Origin of the sequence: Micromonospora sp. M71_S20 (assembly GCF_003664255.1) — a bacterium.
GTDB lineage: Bacteria > Actinomycetota > Actinomycetes > Mycobacteriales > Micromonosporaceae > Micromonospora.
The window spans coordinates 3,088,047-3,112,909 of sequence record NZ_RCCV01000001.1 but is presented as its reverse complement, the minus strand read 5'-3'; the positions used below and the strand labels follow the sequence as shown (position 1 = coordinate 3,112,909).

Here is a 24,863-nt window from a genome sequence, read left to right as displayed (position 1 = left end):
TCTCGTGGTTCGGGGCAGCCGTCACGTTCTCAGGTGAGTTTGGCGGCGAGGATCTGACCGATCTCCGCGAGCGGCGCCTGCTCGGTCATCCGATGGTGGGTGGCGGCTACGGAGTGGCATTCGATGGTGCCGTCCAGGTGTTCCTCCCAGCGCCTCGCTGACAGGTCCTCGTCGGCCTCGACCCGTTCGGCGGAGAAGAACAGCAGGTCACCGGAGAAGACTCCTGGCCGGTGGGCGGCCATGATGTCGGCGTGGTTGACAGCGGCGAGAACCAGCGCGTGGACCTCGTCGTGGGTGAAGCTGGCGAGTACCGGGTCGCGGTGGCGCAACACCTCGGCCGCCACCGTCGGGTCGTACCGGTCGAGGATCTCGTCGGGCAGGTCCCCGGGCTGGTCGTCCTCGCCCATCAGCATCAGCATGGTGTCGCGGTCACTTCGGGGCCGGGCCGCCTCCTCGGCGCGGACCGGGTAGGCGTCCATCATGGCCAGCAGCTCGACCTGCTCCCCCGCCTGCTGCGCGGCGGTGGCCACGGCGTGCGCGACGACACCACCGAACGACCAGCCGAGCAGCCGGTAGGGGCCGTGCGGCTGCACCCGCCGGATCTCCTCGAGGTACTCCTCGGCCAACTCCGGCAGGCTCGCCGCGCGGTAGCCGGGCACGGTCAACGCCCGGGTCTGCAGGCCGTAGATCGGCTGGTCCGCGCCGAGGTGCCGGGCCAGTCCGGCGTACGACCAACTCATCCCTATCCCGGGATGCACGCAGAACAGAGGACGGCGCGTCCCACCGGATTGCAGCGGCAGCAGCACGCCGAGCGTGTCGACGCCCCGCCCCTCGCCCAGGAGTCCGGCGACGGTGGGCCGCTCGAACAGATCGCGGACGCTGATGTCGCGGCCCAGGGTGTTGCGGATCCGGCTGACCAGCCGGGGGGCCAGCAGCGAGTGACCGCCAAGCTCGAAGAACCCGTCGTCGAGACCGACCGAGGCGACTCCGAGGACCTCGGCGAAGACGTCACACATGACCCGCTCGCTCGGTGTCCTGGGGGGCCGCCCGGGGTTCCGGTCCTGGTGCGGGGCGGGTAGCGCTGTCTTGTCGAGTTTGCCGTTGGCGGTCAGTGGTAGCCGGTCGAGTAGTACGAAGGCGGCGGGCACCATGTGGGCCGGGAGCGTCCCGGCGGCGGCGCGGCGTAGGTCGGCCGCCGCCAGGTCCGACTGTGCGCCTGCTGCCGGGGTCAGGTAGGCCACGAGTTGCTTGTCGCCAGGCCGGTCCTCACGGACCACGACAGCCACTGCACCGACGCCGGGCTGCGCGGCGAGAGCCGCGGCGACCTCACCAGGCTCGATCCGGAACCCCCGAATCTTCACCTGGTCGTCAGCCCGACCGATGATCTCCACCATGCCGTCGCGCGTCCACCGCGCCAGGTCACCCGTGCGATACATCCGCGCACCCGCACCACCGAAGGGATCGGCGACGAACCGCTCAGCCGTCAACCCGGCCTGACGCAGATAACCATCCGCCAACCCCGTACCGGCGACATACAACTCGCCGGTGACACCCACCGGGACCGGCCGCAACCGCTCATCCAGCACATAGCAGCGACGGTTCACCAACGGCCCGCCAACCGGCACCGGCGCATGCCGCGGAGGCGACTCGATCCGATGACAGTTCGTGAAGATCATGCTCTCCACCGGCCCATAAGCATGCACCAACCGCAGCTCAGGCAACTGACAGGCACGGGCCAGATGCTCTACCGAAGCCGCCTCACCACCCGTGATCACCTGCCCCACCGCAGCGAGCGTCTCCGGAAACTCATCGAGCATCAGGTTGAACAACCCCGTCGACAGGAACAACGTCGTGATCCCATGACGGGCAACCAACTCGGCGATCCGCGCCGGCTCCGGCCGCTGACCCGGATGCAACACACAGACCGCCCCGTTCAGCAACGGACCCCAGAACTCCCACGCGAACGCATCCCACGACACCGGCGCACACTGCAACCACACCTGCTCCGGCCCGAGATCAACAAAATCCTGCCCCACGACGGTGCCGACGATCGCCCGATGCGACGCCAACGCCCCCTTCGGCCGACCCGTCGAGCCCGACGTGAACATCACACAAGCCGCATCCCCAGGATCACCCGCCACCACCAGCGAATCCACAGACCCCATGACACCGTTCGGCACCGTCCTGCCCGTCGGCAGGGACAGACACCCGTCCCAGATGGCGGCCTCGTCGACCAGCACAGCCGGGCCCGCGTAGGCGAGCCGGCCGGCCAGCTTGTCGTCGGTCACCAATGCGGCCAGTTCGGCGTCCTCGGCCATCGCCGCCAGCCGGGCATCGGGGAACTCCGGGTCGAGCATGGCGTACGCGGCCCCGGCACGCAGCACGGCGAGCATGGCCACCGCCATCGGCACGCCCCGCTCCAACAGCACCCCCACCACGTCACCGCGCCGCACACCAGCCGCCACCAACCGCCCCGCCAACCGGTCACCGGCCACATCCAACTGCGCGTACGTCATCCGCACATCGCCGTCCACCAACGCGACCCGCTCCGGACCAGCAGCAACCTGCCAGGCGAACGCCTCCGTCACCCGCACATCCGGCCCAGGAGAACCAGTCTCGTTGAAGACCTCCACCAACTCGCGACGCTGCCCGACCGTCAGCAACTCATGCCGACCGACCGGCACCCCCGGCTCCGCCACCAACACAGCAACCAACCGAGCGAAGGTCGCACAGAACCCACTGACGGTCGCTTCGTCGAACAGGTCGGTGGCGTACTCGATCCCGCCAGCGATGCCGGCCGGCCGACCATCCGGCTCGTGGGATTCGGCGAAGGCGACGGTCAGATCGAACTTGGCCACCCCCGCCCGGAACGACAGGTTCTCGCCGGCCAGCCCGCTTACTGACGGCATCGAGCCGTCGGCCTCCTGAAGCAGCATCACCTGCACCAGCGGGTGATACGCGTTGGAACGGGTGGGATTGATTTCCTCGACGAGGCGTTCGAAGGGCAGATCCTGATTCTCGTAGGCGGCCAGGTCGGTGTCGCGGACCCGAATCAGCAGATCATCGAAGCTGGGATCGCCCGAGACATCGGTGCGTAGCACGAGGGTGTTCACGAAGAAGCCGACCACGTCGTCCAACGCCTCGTCGCCCCGTCCGGCCACGACCGTGCCGATCGGGATGTCCGTGCCGGCACCCAGCCGCGACAACATCGTCGCCAAGGCCGCCTGCAACACCATGAACATCGACACCCCGGCAGCACGCGCCAACCGCAGCATCGCCTCATGAACACGACCGTCCAACGTGAACGGCACCACCCCACCCCGATGACTCGCCTGCACCGGACGAGGCCGATCCGTGGGCAACTCCAACACCTGCGGCACACCAGCCAACGCCGCCCGCCAGAAACCCAACTGCCGCGACAACAGACTCTCCGGATCACCAACGTCACCAAGCAGCTCCCGCTGCCACAACGTGTAATCCACATACCGCACCGGCAACGGCAGCCAACCCGGCGCCTCACCAACCGCCCGCGCCTGATACGCCGTCGCGAGATCCCGCAACAACGGCCCCATCGACGCACCATCCCCGGCGATGTGATGGATCACCACCACCAACACCTGAGCCGCACCAACCGGACGCAACAACCACGCCCGCAAAACAACATCATTAGCGAGATCGAAAACATGACCCGCCGCTGACTCCACCGCCTCAGACACCTCACCAGGCGCCAGATCCCGCACAGTCAACACCGGCCGCACATCATCAAGAACCACCTGATACGGCTCACCGTCAACAGTCCGATACACCGTCCGCAACGCCTCATGCCGACCCACCACATCCGCCAACGCCGCCGCCAAGACCCCCGGATCCAGATCACGATCCAAACGCAACGCCACCGGAATGTTGTAAACCGCACTCGGCCCATTCAACTCATCGATAAACCACAACCGACGCTGCGCAAACGACAACGGCACCACACCCACCACACCCGTCGCCACCAACGGAGGCCGCACCGACGCACCAGCCAACTCACGCACCCGACGGACCAATCCAGCCGGAGTAGGCGTACGGAACACATCGCGGATGCCGATCTCCGCACCGAAGACCACCCGAACCCGGTTGACCAGCTTGGCGGCGAGCAACGAATGCCCACCCAGATCGAAGAACCCGTCGTCGACACCGACCCGGCTGCGGCCAAGCACCCCGGCGAACAGTTCCCCCATCAACTGCTCCGCAGGAGTACGCCCCACCCGCGACGACACCCCCACACCAAACTCCGGGGCCGGTAGTGCTGTCTTGTCGAGTTTGCCGTTGGCGGTCAGTGGTAGCCGGTCGAGTAGTACGAAGGCGGCGGGCACCATGTGGGCCGGGAGCGTCCCGGCGGCGGCGCGGCGTAGGTCGGCCGCCGCCAGGTCCGACTGTGCGCCGGCTGCCGGGGTCAGGTAGGCCACGAGTTGCTTGTCGCCAGGCCGGTCCTCACGGACCACGACAGCCACTGCACCGACGCCGGGCTGCGCGGCGAGAGCCGCGGCGACCTCGCCAGGCTCGATCCGGAACCCCCGAATCTTCACCTGGTCGTCAGCCCGACCGATGATCTCCACCATGCCGTCGCGCGTCCACCGCGCCAGGTCACCCGTGCGATACATCCGCGCACCCGCACCACCGAAGGGATCGGCGACGAACCGCTCAGCCGTCAACCCGGCCTGACGCAGATAACCATCCGCCAACCCCGTGCCGGCGACATACAACTCGCCGGTGACACCCACCGGGACCGGCCGCAACCGCTCATCCAGCACATAGCAGCGACGGTTCACCAACGGCCGGCCAACCGGCACCGGCGCATGCCGCGGAGGCGACTCGATCCGATGACAGTTCGTGAAGATCATGCTCTCCACCGGCCCATAAGCATGCACCAACCGCAGCTCAGGCAACTGACAGGCCCGGGCCAGATGCTCTACCGAAGCCGCCTCACCACCCGTGATCACCTGCCCCACCGCAGCGAGCGTCTCCGGAAACTCATCGAGCATCAGGTTGAACAACCCCGTCGACAGGAACAACGTCGTGATCCCATGACGGGCAACCAACTCGGCGATCCGCGCCGGCTCCGGCCGCTGACCCGGATGCAACACACAGACCGCCCCGTTCAGCAACGGACCCCAGAACTCCCACGCGAACGCATCCCACGACACCGGCGCACACTGCAACCACACCTGCTCCGGCCCGAGATCAACAAAATCCTGCCCCACGACGGTGCCGACGATCGCCCGATGCGACGCCAACGCCCCCTTCGGCCGACCCGTCGAGCCCGACGTGAACATCACACAAGCCGCATCCCCAGGATCACCCGCCACCACCAGCGGACCCATCGGCGACCCGGCCTCCACGGCAGCCCCATCGACCAACACAACCGGGCCCGCACAGGCAAGCCGGCCAGCAAGGCTCTCGTCGGTCACCAACGCGGCCAGTTCGGCGTCCTCGGCCATCGCCGCCAGCCGGGCATCGGGGAACTCCGGGTCGAGCATGGCGTACGCGGCCCCGGCACGCAGCACGCCCAGCATGGCCACCGCCATCGGCACGCCCCGCTCCAACAACACACCCACCACGTCACCGCGCCGCACACCAGCCGCCACCAACCGCCCCGCCAACCGGTCACCGGCCACATCCAACTGCGCGTACGTCATCCGCACATCGCCGTCCACCAACGCGACCCGATCCGGACCAGCAGCAACCTGCCAGGCGAACGCCTCCGTCACCCGCACATCCGGCCCAGGAGAACCAGTCTCGTTGAAGACCTCCACCAACTCGCGACGCTGCGCAACCGTCAGCAACTCATGCCGACCGACCGGCACCCCCGGCTCCGCCACCAACACAGCAACCAACCGAGCGAAAGCGACGCTGAACTCCGCTACCGTCACCTCGTCGAACAGGTCGGACGCGTACTCGATCCCGCCAGCGATGCCAGCCGGCCGACCATCCGGCTCGTGGGACTCAGCGAAGGCGACCGTCAGATCGAACTTCGACACCCCCGCCCGGAAGGACAACTCGTTGCCGGCCAGCCCACCCGCTGAGGGTGCCGGGTCGCCGTCGCCTTCCTGAAGCAGCATCACCTGGACAAGGGGATGGTGGGCGGTGGTGCGGCTGGGGTTGAGCTCCTCGACGAGGCGTTCGAAGGGCAGATCCTGATTCTCGTAGGCGGCCAGGTCGGTGTCACGGACCTGGGTCAACAGATCATCGAAGCTGGGATCGCCCGAGACGTCGGTACGCAGCACGAGGGTGTTCACGAAGAAACCGACCACGTCGTCCAACGCCTCGTCACCCCGTCCGGCCACGACCGTGCCGATCGGGATGTCCGTGCCGGCACCCAGCCGCGACAACATCGTCGCCAAGGCCGCCTGCAACACCATGAACATCGACACCCCGGCAGCACGCGCCAACCGCAGCATCGCCTCATGAACACGACCGTCCAACGTGAACGGCACCACCCCACCCCGATGACTCGCCTGCACCGGACGAGGCCGATCCGTGGGCAACTCCAACACCTGCGGCACACCAGCCAACGCCGCCCGCCAGAAACCCAACTGCCGCGACAACAGACTCTCCGGATCACCAACGTCACCAAGCAGCTCCCGCTGCCACAACGTGTAATCCACATACCGCACCGGCAACGGCAGCCAACCCGGCGCCTCACCAACCGCCCGCGCCTGATACGCCGTCGCGAGATCCCGCAACAACGGCCCCATCGACGCACCATCCCCGGCGATGTGATGGATCACCACCACCAACACCTGAGCCGCACCAACCGGACGCAACAACCACGCCCGCAAAACAACATCATTAGCGAGATCGAAAACATGACCCGCCGCTGACTCCACCGCCTCAGACACCTCACCAGGCGCCAGATCCCGCACAGTCAACACCGGCCGCACATCATCAAGAACCACCTGATACGGCTCACCGTCAACAGTCCGATACACCGTCCGCAACGCCTCATGCCGACCCACCACATCCGCCAACGCCGCCGCCAAGACCCCCGGATCCAGATCACGATCCAAACGCAACGCCACCGGAATGTTGTAAACCGCACTCGGCCCATTCAACTCATCAATGAACCACAACCGACGCTGCGCAAACGACAACGGCACCACACCCACCACACCCGTCGCCACCAACGGAGGCCGCACCGACGCACCAGCCAACTCACGGATCCGGCGAACCAACCCGGCCGGCGTGAGTACCTGGAACACGTCACGGATGCCGACCTCCGTACGGAAGACGACCCTGATCCGGTTGACCAGCTTGGCGGCGAGCAACGAATGCCCACCCAGATCGAAGAACCCGTCGTCGACACCGACCCGGCTGCGGCCAAGTGCCTCGGCGAACAGATCACTCATCAACTGCTCGGCGGGCGAACCTCCAGCCCGCGAGTGAGCCAGGGCGCCGTGTTCGGGAGCGGGCAGCGCCGCGCGGTCCACCTTGTCGTGGGCATTCGTCGGGATCTTGTCCAGCCACACGACAGCGCCGGGCACCAGGTAGTTCGGCAGCCTCTCCCGCAACCCGGCGAGCAACTCGGCAGTCGACGTCTGCGCCCCGGGCGTAGCGACGACGTAGGCGACCAGGCGCCGCACTCCGGGCACGTCCTCGCGTACCACGACCACGGCACGGTGCACGTCGGCCCGCTCGACCAGTTGTGCCTCCACCTCGGCGGGCTCGACCCGGAACCCGTTGATCTTCACTTGGTGGTCGACCCGGCCCAGGTATTCGATCTGCCCGTCTTCGCGCCAGCGCCCCAGGTCGCCGGTGCGGTACATGCGCTTGCCCGGCTCGCCGAACGGGTCGGGAATGAACCGCTCCGCGGTCAGCGCGGGTTGGCCGAGGTAGCCGCGGGCGATTCCGGCACCGGCGAGGTACAGCTCTCCGGTCACGCCGGGCGGCATGAGGTGCAGCCCGGGGCCGAGCAGATAGGCGCGGGCGTTCGGAATGGGGCGCCCGATCGGCGGCAGGCTGCCCGGCACCACCCGGGTGCGGTCGAGTCCGGTGTGGATCCACTCGCCCAGCAGCAGGTGACGTTCGGCGGACGACAACAGGTCGAGATCGCCGATCCGGCGGTGCGGGTCGTCGGCGAACGCCTCCAGAATCCGACTCACCCTGGCCAGCAGTTCCTCTGGTCCGCCGGGCACGACGGCCCCGTCCCGGCGGGTGACCCTCAGCGTGATCTCCTCGGACGCGTCGACGACGAGGCTGACCGGGTAGTGCGTCGCGTCGTGGCCGGTGACGTCGACGACCTTTACGTCTCCTGCGGACTCGCCGTCCCGGGCGGTCGGGAAGTTCTGGAACACGATCAGCGTGTCGAACACGTCGCCGACCCCGGTCGTACGGCGAATCTCGGACAGGCCGAGGTGGCCGTGCTCGCGCAGTGCCACCCACCGTTGCTGGAGCGCGGTGGCGGTTTCCAGTAACGAGGTGTCGTCCCGCACCCGCACCCGGACCGGCAGTGTGTTGATGAACAGCCCGAGCATCCGGTCGGCACCCGGCAGCTCCGGCGGACGCCCGGACACCGTGGCGCCGAACACGACGTCCTCCCGGCGGGTCAGCCGGCCCAGCACCACCGCCCACGCGACCTGCAGCACGGTGTTGACGGTGAGGCCGTGCTCGCGGGCGACGGACTTCAGCCGGCCGCCGAACGGCAGGGTGGTCTCGACATGGACGGGCCTCGGCCGCCCACGCTCGATCGGGACCAGGTACGTCGGTTCGTGCAGCCCGGCCAGCTCGGTGGACCACGCGGCAGCCGCGGCGGCATCGTCACGCGAGCCGAGCCACCGCAGGTAGTCCCGGTAGGGCGTGATCGGGGGCAGGCCCGCCCGGTCCGCTGCTTCCGCGGGCGAGGGAGCGCCGCCGGCGGCGTACACCGCGTGCAGTGCCGTCAACTCCTGTACGAGCAACGGCATCGACCAGCCGTCGAGCAGGATGTGGTGGCTCGTGAGGATCAGCGTGTGCCGCTCCGGGCCCAGGCGCAGCAGCGTGAGGCGCAACGCGGGCCCACGCGTGAGGTCGAACGCCTCGGCGCGGTCGGCGGCGGCCACCTCCGCCGCGTCAGCCGGGCGGTCGGAGAGATCGACGACCCGGCGGGGCACCCGCACCCCGCTGGTCACGACCTGCACCGGGTCGCCGTTGCGGCGGCGACGGAACGTGACGCGCAGGGCCGCGTGGCGGTGCAGAAGCGCGTCCGCCGCCGCCCACAGGTCGTCGGCTCGCAGCGGCCCGTCCAGGACCACCTCGAGCTGCACGGTGTACACGTCCTCCTCGCCCGCGCTGAGCTCGGAGTGGAACAGCAGTCCCTGTTGCAGCGGGGTCAGCGGAAGGATGTCCTCGATCTTCGGGGCACTCACCGATGTCTCACTCCTTCGTCAACGGCGAGCCAGGTGGCGCGCGCGCTGCCGGTCCGACGACCGTCTGGTGCGTACATGCTGATATGGACGACCGCCATCCGGCCCCGGCGCCGCTCGGCGGCGGCCACCAGGACGTGGCACTCCCCCGCGCGGACCGCGCCCGCCCGGGCGGCGAAGGTCGAGAGCACCACCGGCTCCGCGACCGGGTCGAGCGTCCAGCCGCCCGGGCAGTCCAGCGCCGCGCGGACGAGCGCCGGTGGCACGAGGCCGTCCTCCGCCGCCAGCGACCGGTCCGGCGTCCAGGTGCAGGCCACGAGGCCGCCCCCGACCGGGCCGGGCGCGATGTCCAGCGCCAACGGACGGTCCCGGTCGGTGCCGCAGACGAAGCAGCTGGGGAACGGGTGACCGTGGCGTCCGGCGAACCGCGCCTCCGCAGCCCTGGCTGTCTGCTCGGGCACCGGTGGCACGTCGATGATCGGGGGTATCCGGTGTGTCGCCGTCGCGACCAGCTCGTCCCCGGCGTAGACGCGGTCACGTACCGGGTCGCGTTCCACCACGAGTGCCAGGCCGGTGGGCACCGGTTCGAGCAGCGTCACCGTGGCATCGCCGACGTGGTCGACGAGTAGTCCCGCGAGGTAGCCGCCGTGCGCACGCCCGGGCGGTCCGGCGTACCGCTCGGCCACCATGATCATCGTAGGCTCGTGTCCAGCTCGGCGTACAGGGCGATGTCGGCGGCCTCGGTCGGGCCGTAGACGTTCTGCACGCGGGCCCGGCAACGCGGCGAGTCGAGCCACGGCCGCAACAGGGACATGTCCGGCGTCTCCGCGCCGAGCGCGAGCGTGTGCAACGACTCCAGGGGCCGGAAGTCGTCGGCGGACGCCAGCTCGACCACCGGGTAGAACATGGAGGGCACCGACGGGTTGAACACGGTTATCCGCTCCCGCCCGAGCCAGTCGGTGAGCGTGACCGGATCGAACGGGCCGTCGTCGTAGAGGCAGAGCGTCGCGCCGGTGACCAGCGGCGTCAGGTAGCTGCGGACGGACGCGTCGAAGCTGGATGCGATCACCTGCAGCACCCGCTCGCCCGGCCCGATCCCGCACGCGCCCGCGCACCAGTCCAGCAGGTTGACCAGCGACCCCATCTCAAGCTGCACGCACTTCGGGCGGCCGGTCGACCCGGAGGTCTGGATGACGTAGGCCGCGGCGTCGGGGTGGTGCCGGTCCGCCACCGGCGCCGGATCGCCGTCGCGCAGCACGGCCGCGACGTCCGTGTGCGGGAGGTCGGACAGCGTCCGGCCGCCGGCGGTGAGGATGACCGACGGCCGCGTCACGTCGACCAGGTCGAGCAGCCGGGCGTCCGGCAGGGACGGGTTGAGCGGTACGTAGACGCCGCCCGCGGCGAGCACGGCCATCATCGACACGACCAACTCGTAGCTGCGCGGAAGCAGCACCCCGACGTGGACCTCCCACCCGACACCGCGTTCGACGAGGAACCGGGTCACGCGGTTGACGTCCGCGGCCAGCTCGCCGTAACTCCACCGGCCGGCGGCGCTGACCACGGCCTCGTCGTCGGGACGGAGGGCGACCTGCCGGGCGAACCGGGCGGCCACGGTGTCGGGGATCATGCGGTTCCTTCGGCGGGAGCCCACCGGTGCAGCAGCCGGGTGGCCACCCCGACCGGCAGGAGAACGATGGCCGCGAGCACCAGCCACCCCAGCCCGTGCGGCACGGCCAGCACGAGGGCGGTGACCAGGATGGGCCCGATGACCTCCTGGACGTTCAGGCCGAAGCCGAACAGGGACTGGTACTCGCTCATGCGCCGCTCGTCGGCGAGGTTGAACGAGAGCCCCCACGCCCCCGCGGACTGGGTGATCTCGCTGATCGTCAGGAGCACGACGGCGGCGGTGAGCAGTGTCCAGGACAGCGGGTTCAGCCTGCCCCCGGTGAAGACCAGCAGCGCGCACCCGATCGCCATCACCAGGGTGCCGTGCCAGTGCCTGCGGTTCGCGTCCCGCACGGTGTCGGTGCCCTTGCTGAGCCGCACCTGGAGCGCGACGACGAGCACGCAGTTGAGCGCGATGATCGCGGGAATGCCCCAGCCCGGGCCGTTGGTGCGGTGCAGCAGCCACAGCGGCAGGCCCACGAACAGTGCGGCGTCGTGCAGCGACCCGAACGTGTTCGCGACGGTGGCCACGACGAACGGCCGGTCCTTCAACGCGGCCCAACCCCGACGCTGCCCCGGCTCGACCGGCTCCCGCCTGGTCGAGGGCAGGCGCAGCACGATGAGCACGCACGCGGCGAAGGTGGCGACGTTGATCAGCAACAGCGTCCGGAACACGCCCTCGCCGTCGACGAGGAGGAGCGCGCCCGCCGCGAAGAGGCTGCCGAGCGAGAAGCCGATGTTGTGCGCCACGTACGTCGCCGCCCGCAGCGCGACCCTGTTGACGGGGAACAGTTCCGCGATCACCGCCGCGCGGATGGGGCCGATCAGCCGCTGGAGCAGCACCACGAGGGCGGTCGTGACGAAGAACGCGATGGCCGACGGGGGCAGCACGTAGCCGAGCAGGAACAGGGCCACCGCCGCGTTCATCAGGCCCAGCAGGAGCCGCCTGTCGAAGCGGTCCGCAAACTTGCCGAAGGGCAGGATGAAGGCGAGCGCCACGAGACTCGCCGCCGACAGCGCGGTGCTGGTCTGCTCGGGGCTGCGGTCGAGGACCTGGGTGAAGAACACGATCTGCACCGAGGTGAACGCGCCGGTGCCGAACGACTCCAGGCCGTACATCGCGATGATGCCGTGCCGTGCCGAGCGCGACTCCGGCGTCGTCTCGGCGGTCGGGGTCTCCGCACCCGCCACGGGGCTCACCGCGTGCTCGCGGCCGGGATGGCGGTCGGCAGCTCGGTGGCGGGCAGCCACACCTCGCTGCCGTCGACGAGGCGGAACCCGAACCGCAGCCGGGCCGAGACGGCCCCGATCAGCGCGTACATCCCGTCCTGGTCGGGGGCGGTGGCGTTGAGCATGTCCAGTTCCTGGGTGGACACCCCCGGCGTCATGCTGGCGCCGGGGGCGAACAGCACCCGGTGCGCGATCACCCCGTCGAGTGCGCGCACCTCGGCGAGGCCCTCGGCGCCGAGCATGGCCACCGCGTCCGGCGGCGCGAGGTGGTTGAACTGGAACACCACCCCGGGGCCGAGGTCGAAGTCGAGGTCAGGCCGCTCACCCAGTGCCAGGCGGGCCGCGGCGACGACCAGGTCCGGCCCCTTGGAGTGTGTGGACAGCTCGTTCATCCACCCGCCGAGGCGGCTGTTCACCTCGATCACCCTCGGACCGTCCGCGGTCAGCTTCAGCTCGGTGTGCGACAGGCCGTACCGGAAGCCGAGCGCGCGCAGCGCGGCCGTGGTGACCTCGCACGCCCTCCGCTGGGTGGCCTCGTCGAGGTGGCTGGGCCAGAACTGGCCCTGCTCGCGGAACGGCTCCACGAGGGGGTACTTCGACAGCACGGGCAGGTGCGTGGTGACGCCGTCGAAGGTGGCGCTCTCCACCGAGCAGAAGTCGCCGTGGCGGCCCTGGTCGACGCCGATGAGCATCTCCTCCAGGACCATGACGCTCTCTTCGCGACCGAGCAGCCGTTCGACCAGCCGGGCGCCCTCGTCGGCGTCGTCGATCCGGTAGCTGTTACGGCTGCCCGCGCCCGTGCGCGGCTTGAGCACCGCGGGCAGACCGGTGTGTGCCACGGCGCGCTCCCAGTCCTGCGGCTGGTGCAGCGTCGCTGTGCGCAGCGTGTCGACGCCGTGCTCGGCCAGCACCCGGCGTTGCACTTCCTTGTCGGTCAACGCGAGCGCCGCCTCGGGCGACTGCCCCGGCAGGCCGTACCGGTCGGTGAGCTGCGCCGCGGTCCGGGCCAGCAGGTCGGTGAAGGAGACCACCCCGTCGCAGTCGGAGGCGTCCGGCAGTTCGCCCTCCGGATCGAAGATCACCGGTTCGATGAAGTGGCGCAGCATGGCGACGCCCGGGTCGTCGCGGAACTCATCCGGCACGGCGACGACGAGGTCGACCACGGGCCGCAGGAGGCGCAGCATCTCGACGGGTCCCAGCGCGCCGGGGGCGTAGAGCAGCAGCAGCCGGGGGCGCTTCCCGCTCATCCGTGCACCCGCGTCCGCACCACGTCGACGAAGTCGCCGAGCACGGGATTCTCGAAGAGGTCACGCACCGACATCTCGGTGCCGAGCTGCTCCTGGATCCGGTTGAGGACCTGCAGCACGGCCACGCTGTGCCCGCCGGACTCGAAGAAGTCCGAGTCGGCGTCGACGGCGATCGCCAGGACCTCCCGCCAGATCAGGGTCACGGTCTCGCCGATGTCGGCGTCGGGCCCACCGACGCGGTGCACCCAGTCGCCGGGGGCCTGCTCGGTGCCCCGGTGGATGCCGGCAAGCAGCGCGCCGAGCCGTTCGGCGACAGGTCCTGGGCTGCCGTCGCCGATCAGCCACTCACGGTCGCGGCCCCGGACCCGTCCGACGGAGGTGATCTGGGCGGCCGTGCCGCAGGCGAACACCTCGGTGATGCGGCCGGTCCGGCAGCCCTCCTCCCACTCGTCGACGGAGATCGGGCGCTCGACCGCGGTCAGACCGACGGTGTCGGCCAGCTCCAGGATCGACTGCCTGGTCACGCCGGGCAGGATCGTGCCCGCCAGCGGTGGGGTGACCAGTCGCCCGTCCTGCCCCTCGACGAAGAGCAGGTTCATCCCGCCGAGCTCCTCCACCCAGCGGCGTTCCCGTGCGTCGAGCCAGACGACCTGGTCGCAGCCCTCCTCGGTGGCCTGTGCCTGTGCCGCGTAGGTGACCGCGTAGTTGCCCGCGTACTTGGCGGCCCCGACACCGCCGGGCGCGGCGCGCACGTAGTCCTCGCACAGCCACACGTCGATCGCCCGCTTGGCACCGAAGAACATCTCCGTGACGAACGCCATCAGCACGAACGTGTAGCTGCGCGAGGGGCCCAGTGCCAGGTCGGCGTCGGCGGCGAACAGCAGCGGCCGCAGGTAGAGGCTGCGGTCGGCCTCGCGCGGCACCCAGTCGGCGTCGAGGCGGATCAGGTGCTCGATCGCGCCGACGAACTCGTCTGTCGGCAGCTGTGGCATCATCAGCCGCGCCGCCGAACGCTGGAACCGTTCGGCGTAGCGGTCCGGGCGGAACACGCCGATGCCACCGTCGGCCAGTCGGTACGCCTTGAGCCCTTCGAAGACGATCTGGCCGTAGTGCAGGCCGACCGTCGCCGGGTCGATCGACAGCGGAGCCAGCGGCTCGACGCGGCCGTCGTGCCACCCGGACTCCTCGTTCCAGCGCAGCGTGACCATGTGCTCGGTGAACACCCGGCCGAACGTCGCGTCCCGGCTCCGCTCCGCCCTGGCGGCGGCGTCGAGCCGGGCGGCGGGCTTGATCACGTAATCGATCTTGTTGGTCATCGGATCGCTCCCCGTGCCGAGCCGGTGAGCGCACCGGCGATCAGCGACAGGACCTGGTCGGTCCGGTCGAAGTGGAAGAAGTGGCCGCCGGGGAACGTGTGCACGGCGCAGCCCGCCGTCGTCCGTTCCCCCCACGGAGCAAGCGTCGCGACCGGCACGCCGGCGTCCTGTTCGCCGCCGAGTACCAGCAGCGGCACGTCGAGGAGCGGGTGCGGCCGGTGGACGTAGGTCTCACAGGCCGCGAAGTCGGCGCGCACGGTCGGAACGAGCATTTCGAGCAGGTCCGCGTTGCGCAGTACCGAGTCCGGGGTCCCCGCCAGCTCACGCAGGTGACCGACGAGTTCGTCCTCGGGCATCTTGTGCACGGGACGTTCCTTGAGCATGGGCAGCTGCGGGGCGGACGCGCCGGAGACGACCAGCAGCTCGGGCGGCCGTCCCGCCGCGGACATGGCGACCGTGGCCTCGTACCCGAGCAACGCGCCCATGCTGTGCCCGAAGATCGCGTACGGCCGGTCCCCCACCCGTCGCTGGAGTGGTTCGAGGAACTGTTCCGTCATGGCGGTCATGGACCACTCGGCGGGTTCGGCGGAGCGGCCCTCCCGTCCTGGCGGCTGGACCGGCACGACATCGGCCGTTCCGGCGAGCCTGCCCCGCCACGAGCGGTAGGCGGAGGCTCCGGCGCCGCCGTGTGGCAGGCAGAGCAGCTGCATCCCCTCGGTGGCGGCCGGGGAGCCGGGAAACCAGCGCCGGTCCGTGTTCATCACGACTCCTCCCGTGCGAGCTGCGCCTCGGCCTGCTCGTCGGTCATGGTCAGCAGTTGCAGGACGAACTCCGCCTCGGCGGCCGCGTTCTCCCCCAGCGCGGCGGCCAGGTGGCCGGCGAGCAGGCGGGGTGTCGGCGCGCGGAACACGGTGAGGTCGGAGAGACCTTCCGCCAGGCCGAACAGTTCCCGGAGTTCGATCGCGATCCGCGACGCGACGAGGGAGTGCCCGCCCAGTCCGACGAAGTCCGCGTCCGGATCGGTCACCTCGGTGTGCAGATGCCCGCTCCACACCGTCTGCACGACGCGGATCAGGTTCTCGTCGCCCGCCGCCTGGACGGCGTCCTCGGGTGGACGCTCGCCCCGTGCGGGTGCGGGTACGAAGGCGGTCAGCTCGCCGATCCTGCCGTCCGGATCGGCCAGCGCGGCGTCGAGCAGCGTGGCGAACTGCTCGGCCATCCGCGCGGCCGTCGCGTCGTCGTACAGCGCGGGCGCGTACTCCACCTGGAGGTGGTCGTCGATCACGCTGAACGTCACCGGGAACGGCGACCGGTTGTTGTCGACCGGCTCGACGGCGTCGACGGCGAGGTCGGCGAACACGTCCTTCCGGGTCGGTTCGACCAGGGCGAACAGCACCTGGAAAAGAGGGCTGTAACCACTCGCGCGGCCCGGGTTGACCTCCTCGACGACCGCTTCGAACGGCAGCCGCTGGTGGTCGAGCGCGTCGAAGACGACCCCGCGCTGGCGGCGTACCAGCTCTCGGAACGACACGTCAGCGACCTCGGTCCGCAGCACCACCGTGTTCACGAAGTAGCCGACGAGCCGCTCGAACCTGGCGCGGTGGCGGCTGGACACCGGGGTGCCGACGACGACGTCGGACGAGCCGGTGAGCCGGGACAGCAGGGCGTTCAGCGCGGCGAGATACACCACGTACGGCATGCAGCGCTCGCCCCGCGCGAACCCGCTCACGTCCGGCAGCTTCCGGCTGCACGTCCGGCTGACCCAGGAGCGCTCCACCGCGGGTTCCCGGTCCGGCGGTGGCAGCACCACCGGTGGCGCCCCGGCGAGCCGCTCGCGCCAGAACGCCGCCAACGGGACCCGACGCTCACCGGTGAGCAGCTCCCGTTCCTCGGCCACGGCGTCGGCGTAACTCACGTCCAGGCCCGTCCTGTCGCCACCGCCGTAGGCCAGGGCGAGGTCGTCGAGGAGCAGGTCGAGCGAGATGCCGTCGAACACGATGTGGTGTACGACGACGAGCAGGTCGTACCGGTCGTCGTCGAGGCGCAGCAGACGGGCCCGCAGCAGCGGGGCGCGGTCGAGCGCGAAACCGGTCGCCACGTCCTCGGCGCAGCGCAGCGCGGCCTGCCGCGTGGCGTCGGGCAGCCGGCGCAGGTCGTCGACCGGAAACGGCAGCTCGACCGAGTCCTCGACGATCGCGACGGGCCCGCCGGCGTCCTGCGCGAACCGGGTCCGCAACGGCTCGTGGCGGTCGATGACGGCCACGAACGCGTCGCGCAACGCCTCCTCGTCCAGCGCCCCGCGCAACCGCACCCGCCAGGCGAGCGTGTGCACCGGCCCGCCGCCGATGAGGCGGTCGAGATTCCACATGCTGCGCTGGCCCATCGACACCGGATGGGTCCTGCCGGTCATCGTGCCCCCCAGTCCGACTCGAGTTCCAGTCGCAGGATGTCGAGCTCGTCCTGGTCCATGTCGACGAACACGTCGGACGCCGTCACCTGGGGCGTGTCCGAGTTGTCGGCCAGTCCCGCCACCGTGCTCAGCGCCTCCGCCCACAGGTCGGCGAGCTGGCGCACCGACGCCTCGTCCAGCACGCCCGGCGCCCACGTGAACGTCGTCCGCAGCCGGGCGCCCTCCGCGTGGTCGAAGGCGATCGCGGTCACGTCGAGCGCGTTGGTGAGCGGGGTGGCGGCGGGAGTCCCGCCGTCCAGCGCGACGAGGCCGCCCGCGCCGCCGGAGCGGAACCGGCCCAGGTAGTTGAACGCGACCTCCGGCTCCGCGAGGGCGGCCAGCGGGCTGTCGGTGAGGTGACGCAGCAGGCCGTAGCCCAGGCCGCCGTCCGGCAGGGCGCGAACCTGTTCCTTGACGGCCCGCAGTGCCGCAGCCGTGGTGTCGGTGGCGGTCAGGTCGAGCACCGCCACGTGCCGCACGGTGAACCAGCCGACCGTCCGCGACAGGTCGAGCCCGACGTCCTGCCGCCCGTGGCCCTCCATCATCACCCGCAGGACCTGCGACGGCGTCCCCCGGCGTGCGCGCCAGCTCCGTACGGCCAGCGCCAGGGCGCACAGCAGTACGTGGTCCACGCCCGCGCGGAAGCGGTCGGGCACCACGCTGAGCAGCGGGCCCGCCTCCACCTCGCGTACCAGCTCGCCCGCGTTCCCCACGGTGTCGGTCGCCGGGTCGAGCCGACCGCCGAGGGGCGGTTCGGGCGCGGACAGCGCACGCCTCCACACGTCCAACTCGGCGAGCCGTCCGGGCGCCTCCCGCACGAGCCTGTTCGCCCACGTACGGAACGAGGTCGGCACGGCGGGCAGCCGCACCGGGCGCCCGGCGGTGATGTCGTCCCACCCGGCCGCGACGTCGTCGAGCAGGATCCGCCAGGACACGCCGTCCACCGCAAGGTGGTGCACGGCCAGCAGCAGCTGCCCGGGCCGGTCCGGGCCGCGGTCGCACCAGAAGGCGCTGACCATGCGATGTGCCGGATCGAGGCGGTCGGCCACCGGCACCTCGGCCGGGGACAGGTCGTCGACCCGGGTGAGCCAGGAGGCCGCGTCCACCTCGGCGGCGGGCGGCACCACCAGCGTCCGCCCGTCCTCGGCGGAGAGCCTGGCCCGCAGCATGTCGTGGCGTACGGCCAGTGCGGAGAGCAGCGCGACGAGAGCCGGCTCGCCGGCTCCCGACGGCAGGTCGAGCAGGACCGACTGATGGAATCCGGCGACCGGGCCGCCGCCCGCCAACCACCACCGCATGATGGGCGTGAGCGGGACGACCCCGACGCCGTCGTCGGCCCCGGAGGCGAGGCCCGACTCCGGGACGGGTTCGGTGGCCGCGGCGGCAAGCGCACGCGGCGTACGCTGCTCGAACACCGCCCGCTCGGAGAAGCCGATGCCGGCGCGACGCGCCTGGCTGACGAGCCGGATGGAGCCGATGCTGTCGCCGCCGAGCCGGAAGAAGTCGTCGTCCGGGCCGACCTCGTCCAAGCCCAGCAGCTTCGCGAAGAGGTCGCACAGCAGCTCCACGCGGGTGTCCCGGACCACCGTGCGACGGCTGGCGAGTAGACGCTGTTTGGCCGACGACAGCGGCGCGGCCGGGGCCGGCAGGGCCTTCCGATCGAGTTTCCCGCTGGTCGTGAGCGGGAACTCGGCGAGCACCACCACCTGCTCCGGCACCATCACGGCGGGCAGCACGGCACGCATCCGCGCGATCAGTTCCGGCCCGTCCGGGGTCGTCCCGGGCGCGGCGGTGACGTAGGCGACCAGTTGCGCCATGCCGGGACGGTCGCTGCGGACCACGACGACGGCGGAGCCGACCGACGGGGCGTCCCGCAGGACCTGTTCGATCTCGCCGAGTTCGATCCGCTGGCCGTGCAGCTTCACCTGGTGGTCCGCGCGTCCGAGGAAGACGAGGGCACCGTCCGGGCGTCGTCGCACCAGGTCACCGGTGCGGTACATGCGGCTGCCGGGCTGCCCCCACGGGTCGGGCAGGAACCGCTCAGCGGTCAGCCCCGGCCGTCGGTGGTAACCCAGCGCGAGCTGGACCCCGGACAGGTAGAGCTCGCCGGCCACGCCCACAGGCACCGGGCCGAGCCGGTCGTCGAGCACCCGCGCGCCCGTGTTCCACACGGGACGCCCGATGGGCGGCGCCGCCGTGGCGTCCTCGGGCCCGCACGCCCACGCGGTGGCGTCGACCGACGCCTCGGTGGGGCCGTACAGGTTGTGCAGCTCGACACCCGGCAGCACCGCGGCGAAACGCGCCACCGTCGCCGCCGGCAACTCCTCGCCGCTGCACACCACGCGGCGCAGGCAGTCGCCGGCCCGCGCGGCCTCCGGCTCCTCCAGGAACGCGCCCAGCATCGACGGGACGAAGTGCATCGTCGTGATCCGTTCCCGGACCACGAGCCGCGCCAGCGCGAGGGGATCGCGGTGCGCGCCGGGCGGGGCGAAGACGAGGGTGGCGCCCTCGACCAACGGCCAGAACAGCTCCCACACCGACACGTCGAACGTGGTCGGCGTCTTCTGCAACACCCGCTCCCCCGGCACGAGGCCATACGCGTGCTGCATCCACCGCAACCGGTTGACGATGCCACGGTGCGGCACCGCGACTCCCTTGGGACGCCCCGTCGAGCCGGAGGTGTAGATCACGTAGGCGGGGTCGAGCGGGTGCGGGGCAGGCAGCGGTCGCGGCGCGGTCGCCGGGTCGGCGTCGACCGCCAGGACGAGCACCCCGGCGAACACCTCCACGGACGCCGACGTGGTCAGCACACACACCGGGCGCGCGTCGTCCAGCACGAAACGCAGCCGGTCGGCCGGATGGTCGAGGTCGATCGGCAGGTACGCCGCACCCGCGCGCAGCACCGCGCCCAGCGCGACGGCCAGGTCGAGCGAACGCGGCACGGCGACGGCGACGGTGGCGCCGGGGCCAGCACCCGCCGCCACCAGGCGGTGTGCCAGCGCGGTGGCGCGCCGGTCCAGCTCCGCGTAGGTCAGCGAGTCCTCGCCTGACCGGACGGCGATCTCGTCGGCGTGGTCGGCGACGGCCGCCGCGAGGGCCTGCGGCAGCGTCACGTCGGGCACCGGGACGAGGTCCCCGCTGCCGTCGGCGCGCCACTGTGCGATCTCGGCCTCGGACAGGGCGCAGACGTCGGCCACCGGGACGTCGGGACGCGCGGTGAGCCGGTCCAGCAGTGTCACGAACTGGTCGAGGAAGCGCGACGCGGTGGCGGCGTCGAAGAGGTCCGTGCGGTGGGTCAGCTCGGCGACGATGCCGTCCCCGCGCCCCGTCACGGTGAGGCTGAGGTCGAACTTCGCCTCGCGTACCGGCAACACCACAGGCTCGGCGGTCAGGCCGCGCCACTCGGGTGCGCCCTGGTCCGCGACCACGTCGAGGAACACCTGGAACACGGGGTTGTGGCCGGTCGCCCGGTCCGGACGCAGGCGCGCGACCACCTGCTCGAACGGCACGTCGGCGTCCTCCCGGGCGGCGTGCACCGCCGACGCGACACGGGCCAGCAGCGCGCGGAACGTCAACCCGGGGTCGACCGTCGTCCGCACGACCCCGGTCGCGACGAAGCAGCCGACGACGCGGGCCAGTTCCGCCCGCCCGCGCCCGGCCACCGGCATGCCGACGCAGACGTCGGACTGCCCGGACCAGCGGGACAACAGCAGCTGGTAGGCGGCCAGCACCGCCGTGAACATCGTGACGCCCTCGGCGCGGCACAGCTCGCTCAGCGCCGCCGCGTCGGCGCCGATCGACACCGTGCCGCCCGCCGTCGACAGCTCCGGCCCGCGCGGCCGGTCCGTCGGCAGGTCGAGCAGCGGCGGCGCCCCGGACAGCCGCGCGACGGCGGCGTCGAGCCGCGCCGCGATCACCGCGTGGTGCTCCGGCCCGTGCGTGTACGCCGCCCAGTCCGCGAAGTCGACCGGTGGCGGCTCGACGTCCCGCCCCGCGTACGAGGCGGCCAGTTCAGCCGTCACCAGGTCGAGCGACGCGCCGTCGAACACGGTGTGGTGCGCGACCAGCAGCAACACGTGCTCGCGCGGGGACGCTTCGAACAGCGCAGCCCGGAACAGCGGCCCGGACGCGAGATCGAACGGCACCGACGCCTCGGCCAGTACCGTCGCGGTGAGGTCGGGGCCTGTCGGACCGACCGTCAGCGGGAAGGTGTCGGGAACGGGCGCGACCCGCAGCAACAGCCGGTCGTCCGAAGACTCCGCGAAGGACGTGCGCAGCGCGTCGTGGCGCGCCACGAGCTGCCGCAGGCATTCCCGCAGGACATCGACGTCGAGATCGCCGCGCAGCCGCAGTGCGTGGTACAGGTTGTACGCCGAGTTCGCGCCGGCGCCCAGGTACCGGTCGAGGAACCACAGCGCCCGCTGCTGGTGCGTCGCCTCCACCGGCACGTCCTGATCGCGTCGGGGGACGGCAGCGCCGGCCCCTCGACGCGACGACAGCAGGCGCTGCTTGGCGGCCGACAAACGACCGGTCATCGGACTCCCCGGACCAGCAGGTCGAGCAGCCCGTCCGGCGCGCCGACGAACTCGTAGTGTCCACCGTCGAACAGCACCGTCTGCGTCTCGCCGCACCGCGACCAGCCGTCCATCAGCCGGGGCTCGACACCGTAGTCGTCCCGCCAACCGATCGACGTGATCGGGCAGGACAGGACAGGCGGATCGGGCTTGACGTAGCGCTTGTTCACGTCGACGTCGTGCCGCAGCACACCGAGCGTGAGGTCGATGAGCCCCGGATGCGGCTGGACGCCCATACCGATGAGCAGCCCGGCCAGCTCACGCGACAGCCCCTCGTCGTCGAGGCCGAGGAAGTAGCCGTACGGGCCATCCTGCGGAGCCACCTCCGAGGACACGAACAGTCGCGCGGGCGCCGGCCCCGTCTCGCAGAGGCGCGCCGCGGTCTCGAACGCCGCGAGCGCCGAGCTGCAGTGCCCGAACAGCCCGAACGGCACGTCGAGGTACGGCCGCAGCGCCTCGGCGAGGGCGAGGGCCATCTGCTCGTAGGAGTCGAACGCGGGTTCGCGCATCCGGTTCTCCCGGCCGGGAAGCTGGACCGCGCAGAACTCCACCCCGTCGCGCATCGACGGCCACTGCCGGTACATCGTCGCGCCACACCCGGAGTAGGGCAGCAGGAAGATCCTGGCGGAGGCGTCGGCGCGCGGCTCCTTCAGAAACCACTTGCCGCGTCGCGCTGTGGCAGTCACCCGGAGACCTCGTTCGTCCGGCCATCGGCGATGGCTTCCTCGATCGCGGCGGCCATCTCGGCGACCGTGGGCTGGAGGTAGAGCGTCCGCGCGGACACCTCCACCCTCATGTCCCGACTCACCTTGGCCATCAGCTCGGCGGCGAGCAGCGAGTGGCCGCCGAGCTCGAAGAAATCGTCCTCGACGCCGACCGGTTCCACACCGATCAGCTCGCCCCACATCTCCGCCAGCTGCATCTCGGTCGGGCTGCTCGGCGGGACGTAGTCGTTCCACACGTTGCGGGGATGGCGGTGGACGGCGGGCAGCGCGTTGCGGTCCAGCTTGCCGTTGGGGGTGATCGCGAGACCTGGCCGGACGAGCACCGCCGTGGGGATCATGTAGGCGGGCAGCGAATCGCGCAGGCGCTCGCGCAGCCGCGCGCCGAGTTCCGGGGTGGCCTCCGCGGCGGGCACGGCGTAGGCGATCAGGGTCGCCGTGCCGTTCTCGTCGCGCTGCACCGTGACGGCGGCCTGGGCGACCTCCGGCTGGCGCAGCAGCGCGTCCTCGATCTCCCCCGGTTCGACCCGGTAACCGTTGACCTTGACCTGGTCGTCGGCACGGCCGACGAAGACCACGGTGCCGTCGGCGGCCCGCCGGGCCAGGTCACCGGTGCGGTACATCCGGGCGCCCGGAACGTCCGGGTGCGGCATGAACCGGTCGGCCGTGGCGCCGGGGCGGGAGAGGTAGCCGCGGGCCAGGCCGTCGCCGGCCGCGTACAGCTCCCCGCACACGCCCGCGGGGACCGGGTGCAGGCCCTCGTCGAGTACCGCCACCGAGGACCCGCTGACCGGGTCACCGATCGACACGTTCGCGGTGGCGGGCGGCGTCCGGGACGTCCAGCACGTCGTGTACGAGGTGTTCTCCGTGGGGCCGTAGCCGTTGGTGAACAGCATCCCGGGGTGATGGCTGAACAGCTGCCGCACGAGCGACGCGGATGCCACGTCACCACCGGTCAGCACGTGCCGCACGCCGGTGAACAGGCCGGGCCGCGCCTCGATCGTGTAGTGGAGCAGACCGGTCGGCAGCAGCAGCACGGTGACGCCCTCCCGCCGCACGGTCTCCTCCAGCCGGTCGGGCTCCACCCGACCGGGCGGCAGCACGGCCAGGTGCCCGCCGTTCACCAGCGCGGAGAAGATCTCGACGGTCGCCGCGTCGAACGAGAGCGGCGAGAGCTGCAGGAAGACGTCGTCCGGCCGCGGGTCCACCCAGTTCGGGCCGCACACCAGGCGCGCGACGGCACGGTGCGGGACGCCCACCCCCTTCGGCACCCCGGTCGATCCGGACGTGTAGCAGACGTACGCCAGGTGATCCGGGCCGGCCGCGAACAGCGGAGCTGTCGCGGTCCCCTCGACCGGGGCCAGCTCGTCCAGCGGTAGCGTCGCGACATCCTCGGGCACCGCGTCGACGAAGGCGGGTTCGGCGGCGACGAGCCGGGCCCCGGCGTCCCGTAGCTGCATGGCGAGCCGCGACGCCGGGTCGTCCGGATTCAGCGCGAGGTAGGCCGCGCCGGCCTTGAGGATGGCGAGCAGGGCGACGACGCGTTCGGCCGAGCGCTCACCGAACAACCCGACGACGTCGTCGGGGCGTACCCCGTGCCGCCGCAACACCTCGGCGCCCGCGTTCGCGCGCTCGTCCAGCTCGCGGTAGCTGATCCGGACATCTCCGCAGCTCACGGCCGGTGCGTCCGGGCGGTCCACCGCGTGCCTCGCGATCAGCTTCTCCAACCGCTCGACCGGGACCGGGGCGTCCGGGTCTCCCCAGAAGGCGGGCTCGTCCGGTCGGGTGAGACGCAGCCGGGTGACCGGAACGTCCGCCTGCGCGCGGCCGGCGGCGAGCACCCGACCGACGAGATCGGCGAAGAGATCGGCCTCGGCGGCGTCCCAGCCGGCAGCCGGGTCACCGGGGTGGACGCGGACACCCTCCGGAAGAAGCTCGACGACAGGTCCCGCGAACGGGACGACGGCACCCGGCAGTACGACGCGTACCGAGGGCTCGGAGGCATCACCGGTCACGGTGCCCGCAGTGCGCAGTCGCTCGCGCAACACGGCGAACGTGCTGGTGCCCGGCACGTCGACGATCTCGGTCCCCGCGCGGTCACCCAACTGGAGGTCGAGCACCACGCGCTCGTCGAGCGACCGTCGGTGCGACGCCACGACGACGGCCGCGAGCTTCTCGGCCGTGCCCAGGTCGAGCGCGGCCTCGGTGGTGGAGGTCGAGACGGTCACCACTTCCCTCCGGCTGCCTCGCGGAGGCGGCACGCGAGCCAGCTCGGCC

11 protein-coding genes and 1 pseudogene are annotated in these 24,863 nt (G+C 71.1%); all 12 read right to left on the bottom strand.

Annotated elements, in window-relative coordinates; translation table 11 throughout:
* Positions 1-29 precede the first annotated feature (29 nt).
* Complete coding sequence (locus tag DER29_RS14020; protein WP_121397735.1) at positions 30-9,386, bottom strand: non-ribosomal peptide synthetase; 9,357 nt, start codon at positions 9,384-9,386, stop codon at positions 30-32.
* Entirely contained in the window at positions 9,383-10,078 is a 696-nt protein-coding gene (locus DER29_RS14015) for a hypothetical protein (RefSeq protein ID WP_121397734.1), read from the bottom strand. The genes DER29_RS14020 and DER29_RS14015 overlap by 4 nt, the downstream gene beginning before the upstream one ends.
* Positions 10,075-11,010 carry an AMP-binding protein gene (locus tag DER29_RS14010; RefSeq protein WP_121397733.1) on the bottom strand — a complete coding sequence of 312 codons (936 nt, stop codon included), beginning with the start codon at positions 11,008-11,010 and terminating at the stop codon, positions 10,075-10,077. Before DER29_RS14010 ends, DER29_RS14015 begins: the two co-directional genes overlap by 4 nt.
* Positions 11,007-12,239: an MFS transporter gene (locus DER29_RS14005; protein ID WP_148710045.1), complete on the bottom strand. Its 1,233-nt coding sequence runs from the start codon at positions 12,237-12,239 to the stop codon at positions 11,007-11,009. The genes DER29_RS14010 and DER29_RS14005 overlap by 4 nt, the downstream gene beginning before the upstream one ends.
* A gap of 5 nt (positions 12,240-12,244) precedes the next feature.
* Entirely contained in the window at positions 12,245-13,525 is a 1,281-nt protein-coding gene (locus DER29_RS14000; protein ID WP_121397731.1) for an acetyl-CoA carboxylase biotin carboxylase subunit family protein, read from the bottom strand.
* A complete protein-coding gene (locus DER29_RS36270; RefSeq protein WP_370040294.1) occupies positions 13,522-13,728 on the bottom strand; it encodes a phosphopantetheine-binding protein in 207 nt (68 codons plus the stop codon). The genes DER29_RS14000 and DER29_RS36270 overlap by 4 nt, the downstream gene beginning before the upstream one ends.
* Before the next feature lie 30 nt (positions 13,729-13,758).
* A pseudogene (locus DER29_RS13995) lies at positions 13,759-14,841 on the bottom strand (branched-chain amino acid aminotransferase); the annotation flags it as partial.
* Entirely contained in the window at positions 14,838-15,602 is a 765-nt protein-coding gene (locus DER29_RS13990; RefSeq protein ID WP_121397730.1) for a thioesterase II family protein, read from the bottom strand. The pseudogene DER29_RS13995 and the gene DER29_RS13990, both read right to left, overlap by 4 nt.
* On the bottom strand, positions 15,602-17,251 hold the full coding sequence (locus tag DER29_RS13985; protein ID WP_121397729.1) for a condensation domain-containing protein: 1,650 nt from the start codon (positions 17,249-17,251) through the stop codon (positions 15,602-15,604). Before DER29_RS13985 ends, DER29_RS13990 begins: the two co-directional genes overlap by 1 nt.
* Complete coding sequence (locus DER29_RS13980) at positions 17,248-21,825, bottom strand: non-ribosomal peptide synthetase (protein ID WP_121397728.1); 4,578 nt, start codon at positions 21,823-21,825, stop codon at positions 17,248-17,250. The genes DER29_RS13985 and DER29_RS13980 overlap by 4 nt, the downstream gene beginning before the upstream one ends.
* Positions 21,822-22,550, bottom strand: a complete 729-nt coding sequence (locus tag DER29_RS13975; protein WP_121397727.1) for a thioesterase II family protein — start codon at positions 22,548-22,550, stop codon at positions 21,822-21,824. The genes DER29_RS13980 and DER29_RS13975 overlap by 4 nt, the downstream gene beginning before the upstream one ends.
* Positions 22,547-24,814, bottom strand: coding sequence for a non-ribosomal peptide synthetase (locus DER29_RS13970; protein WP_199729273.1), 2,268 nt, complete (start codon positions 24,812-24,814; stop codon positions 22,547-22,549). The genes DER29_RS13975 and DER29_RS13970 overlap by 4 nt, the downstream gene beginning before the upstream one ends.
* Between the last annotated feature and the right edge of the window lie 49 nt (positions 24,815-24,863).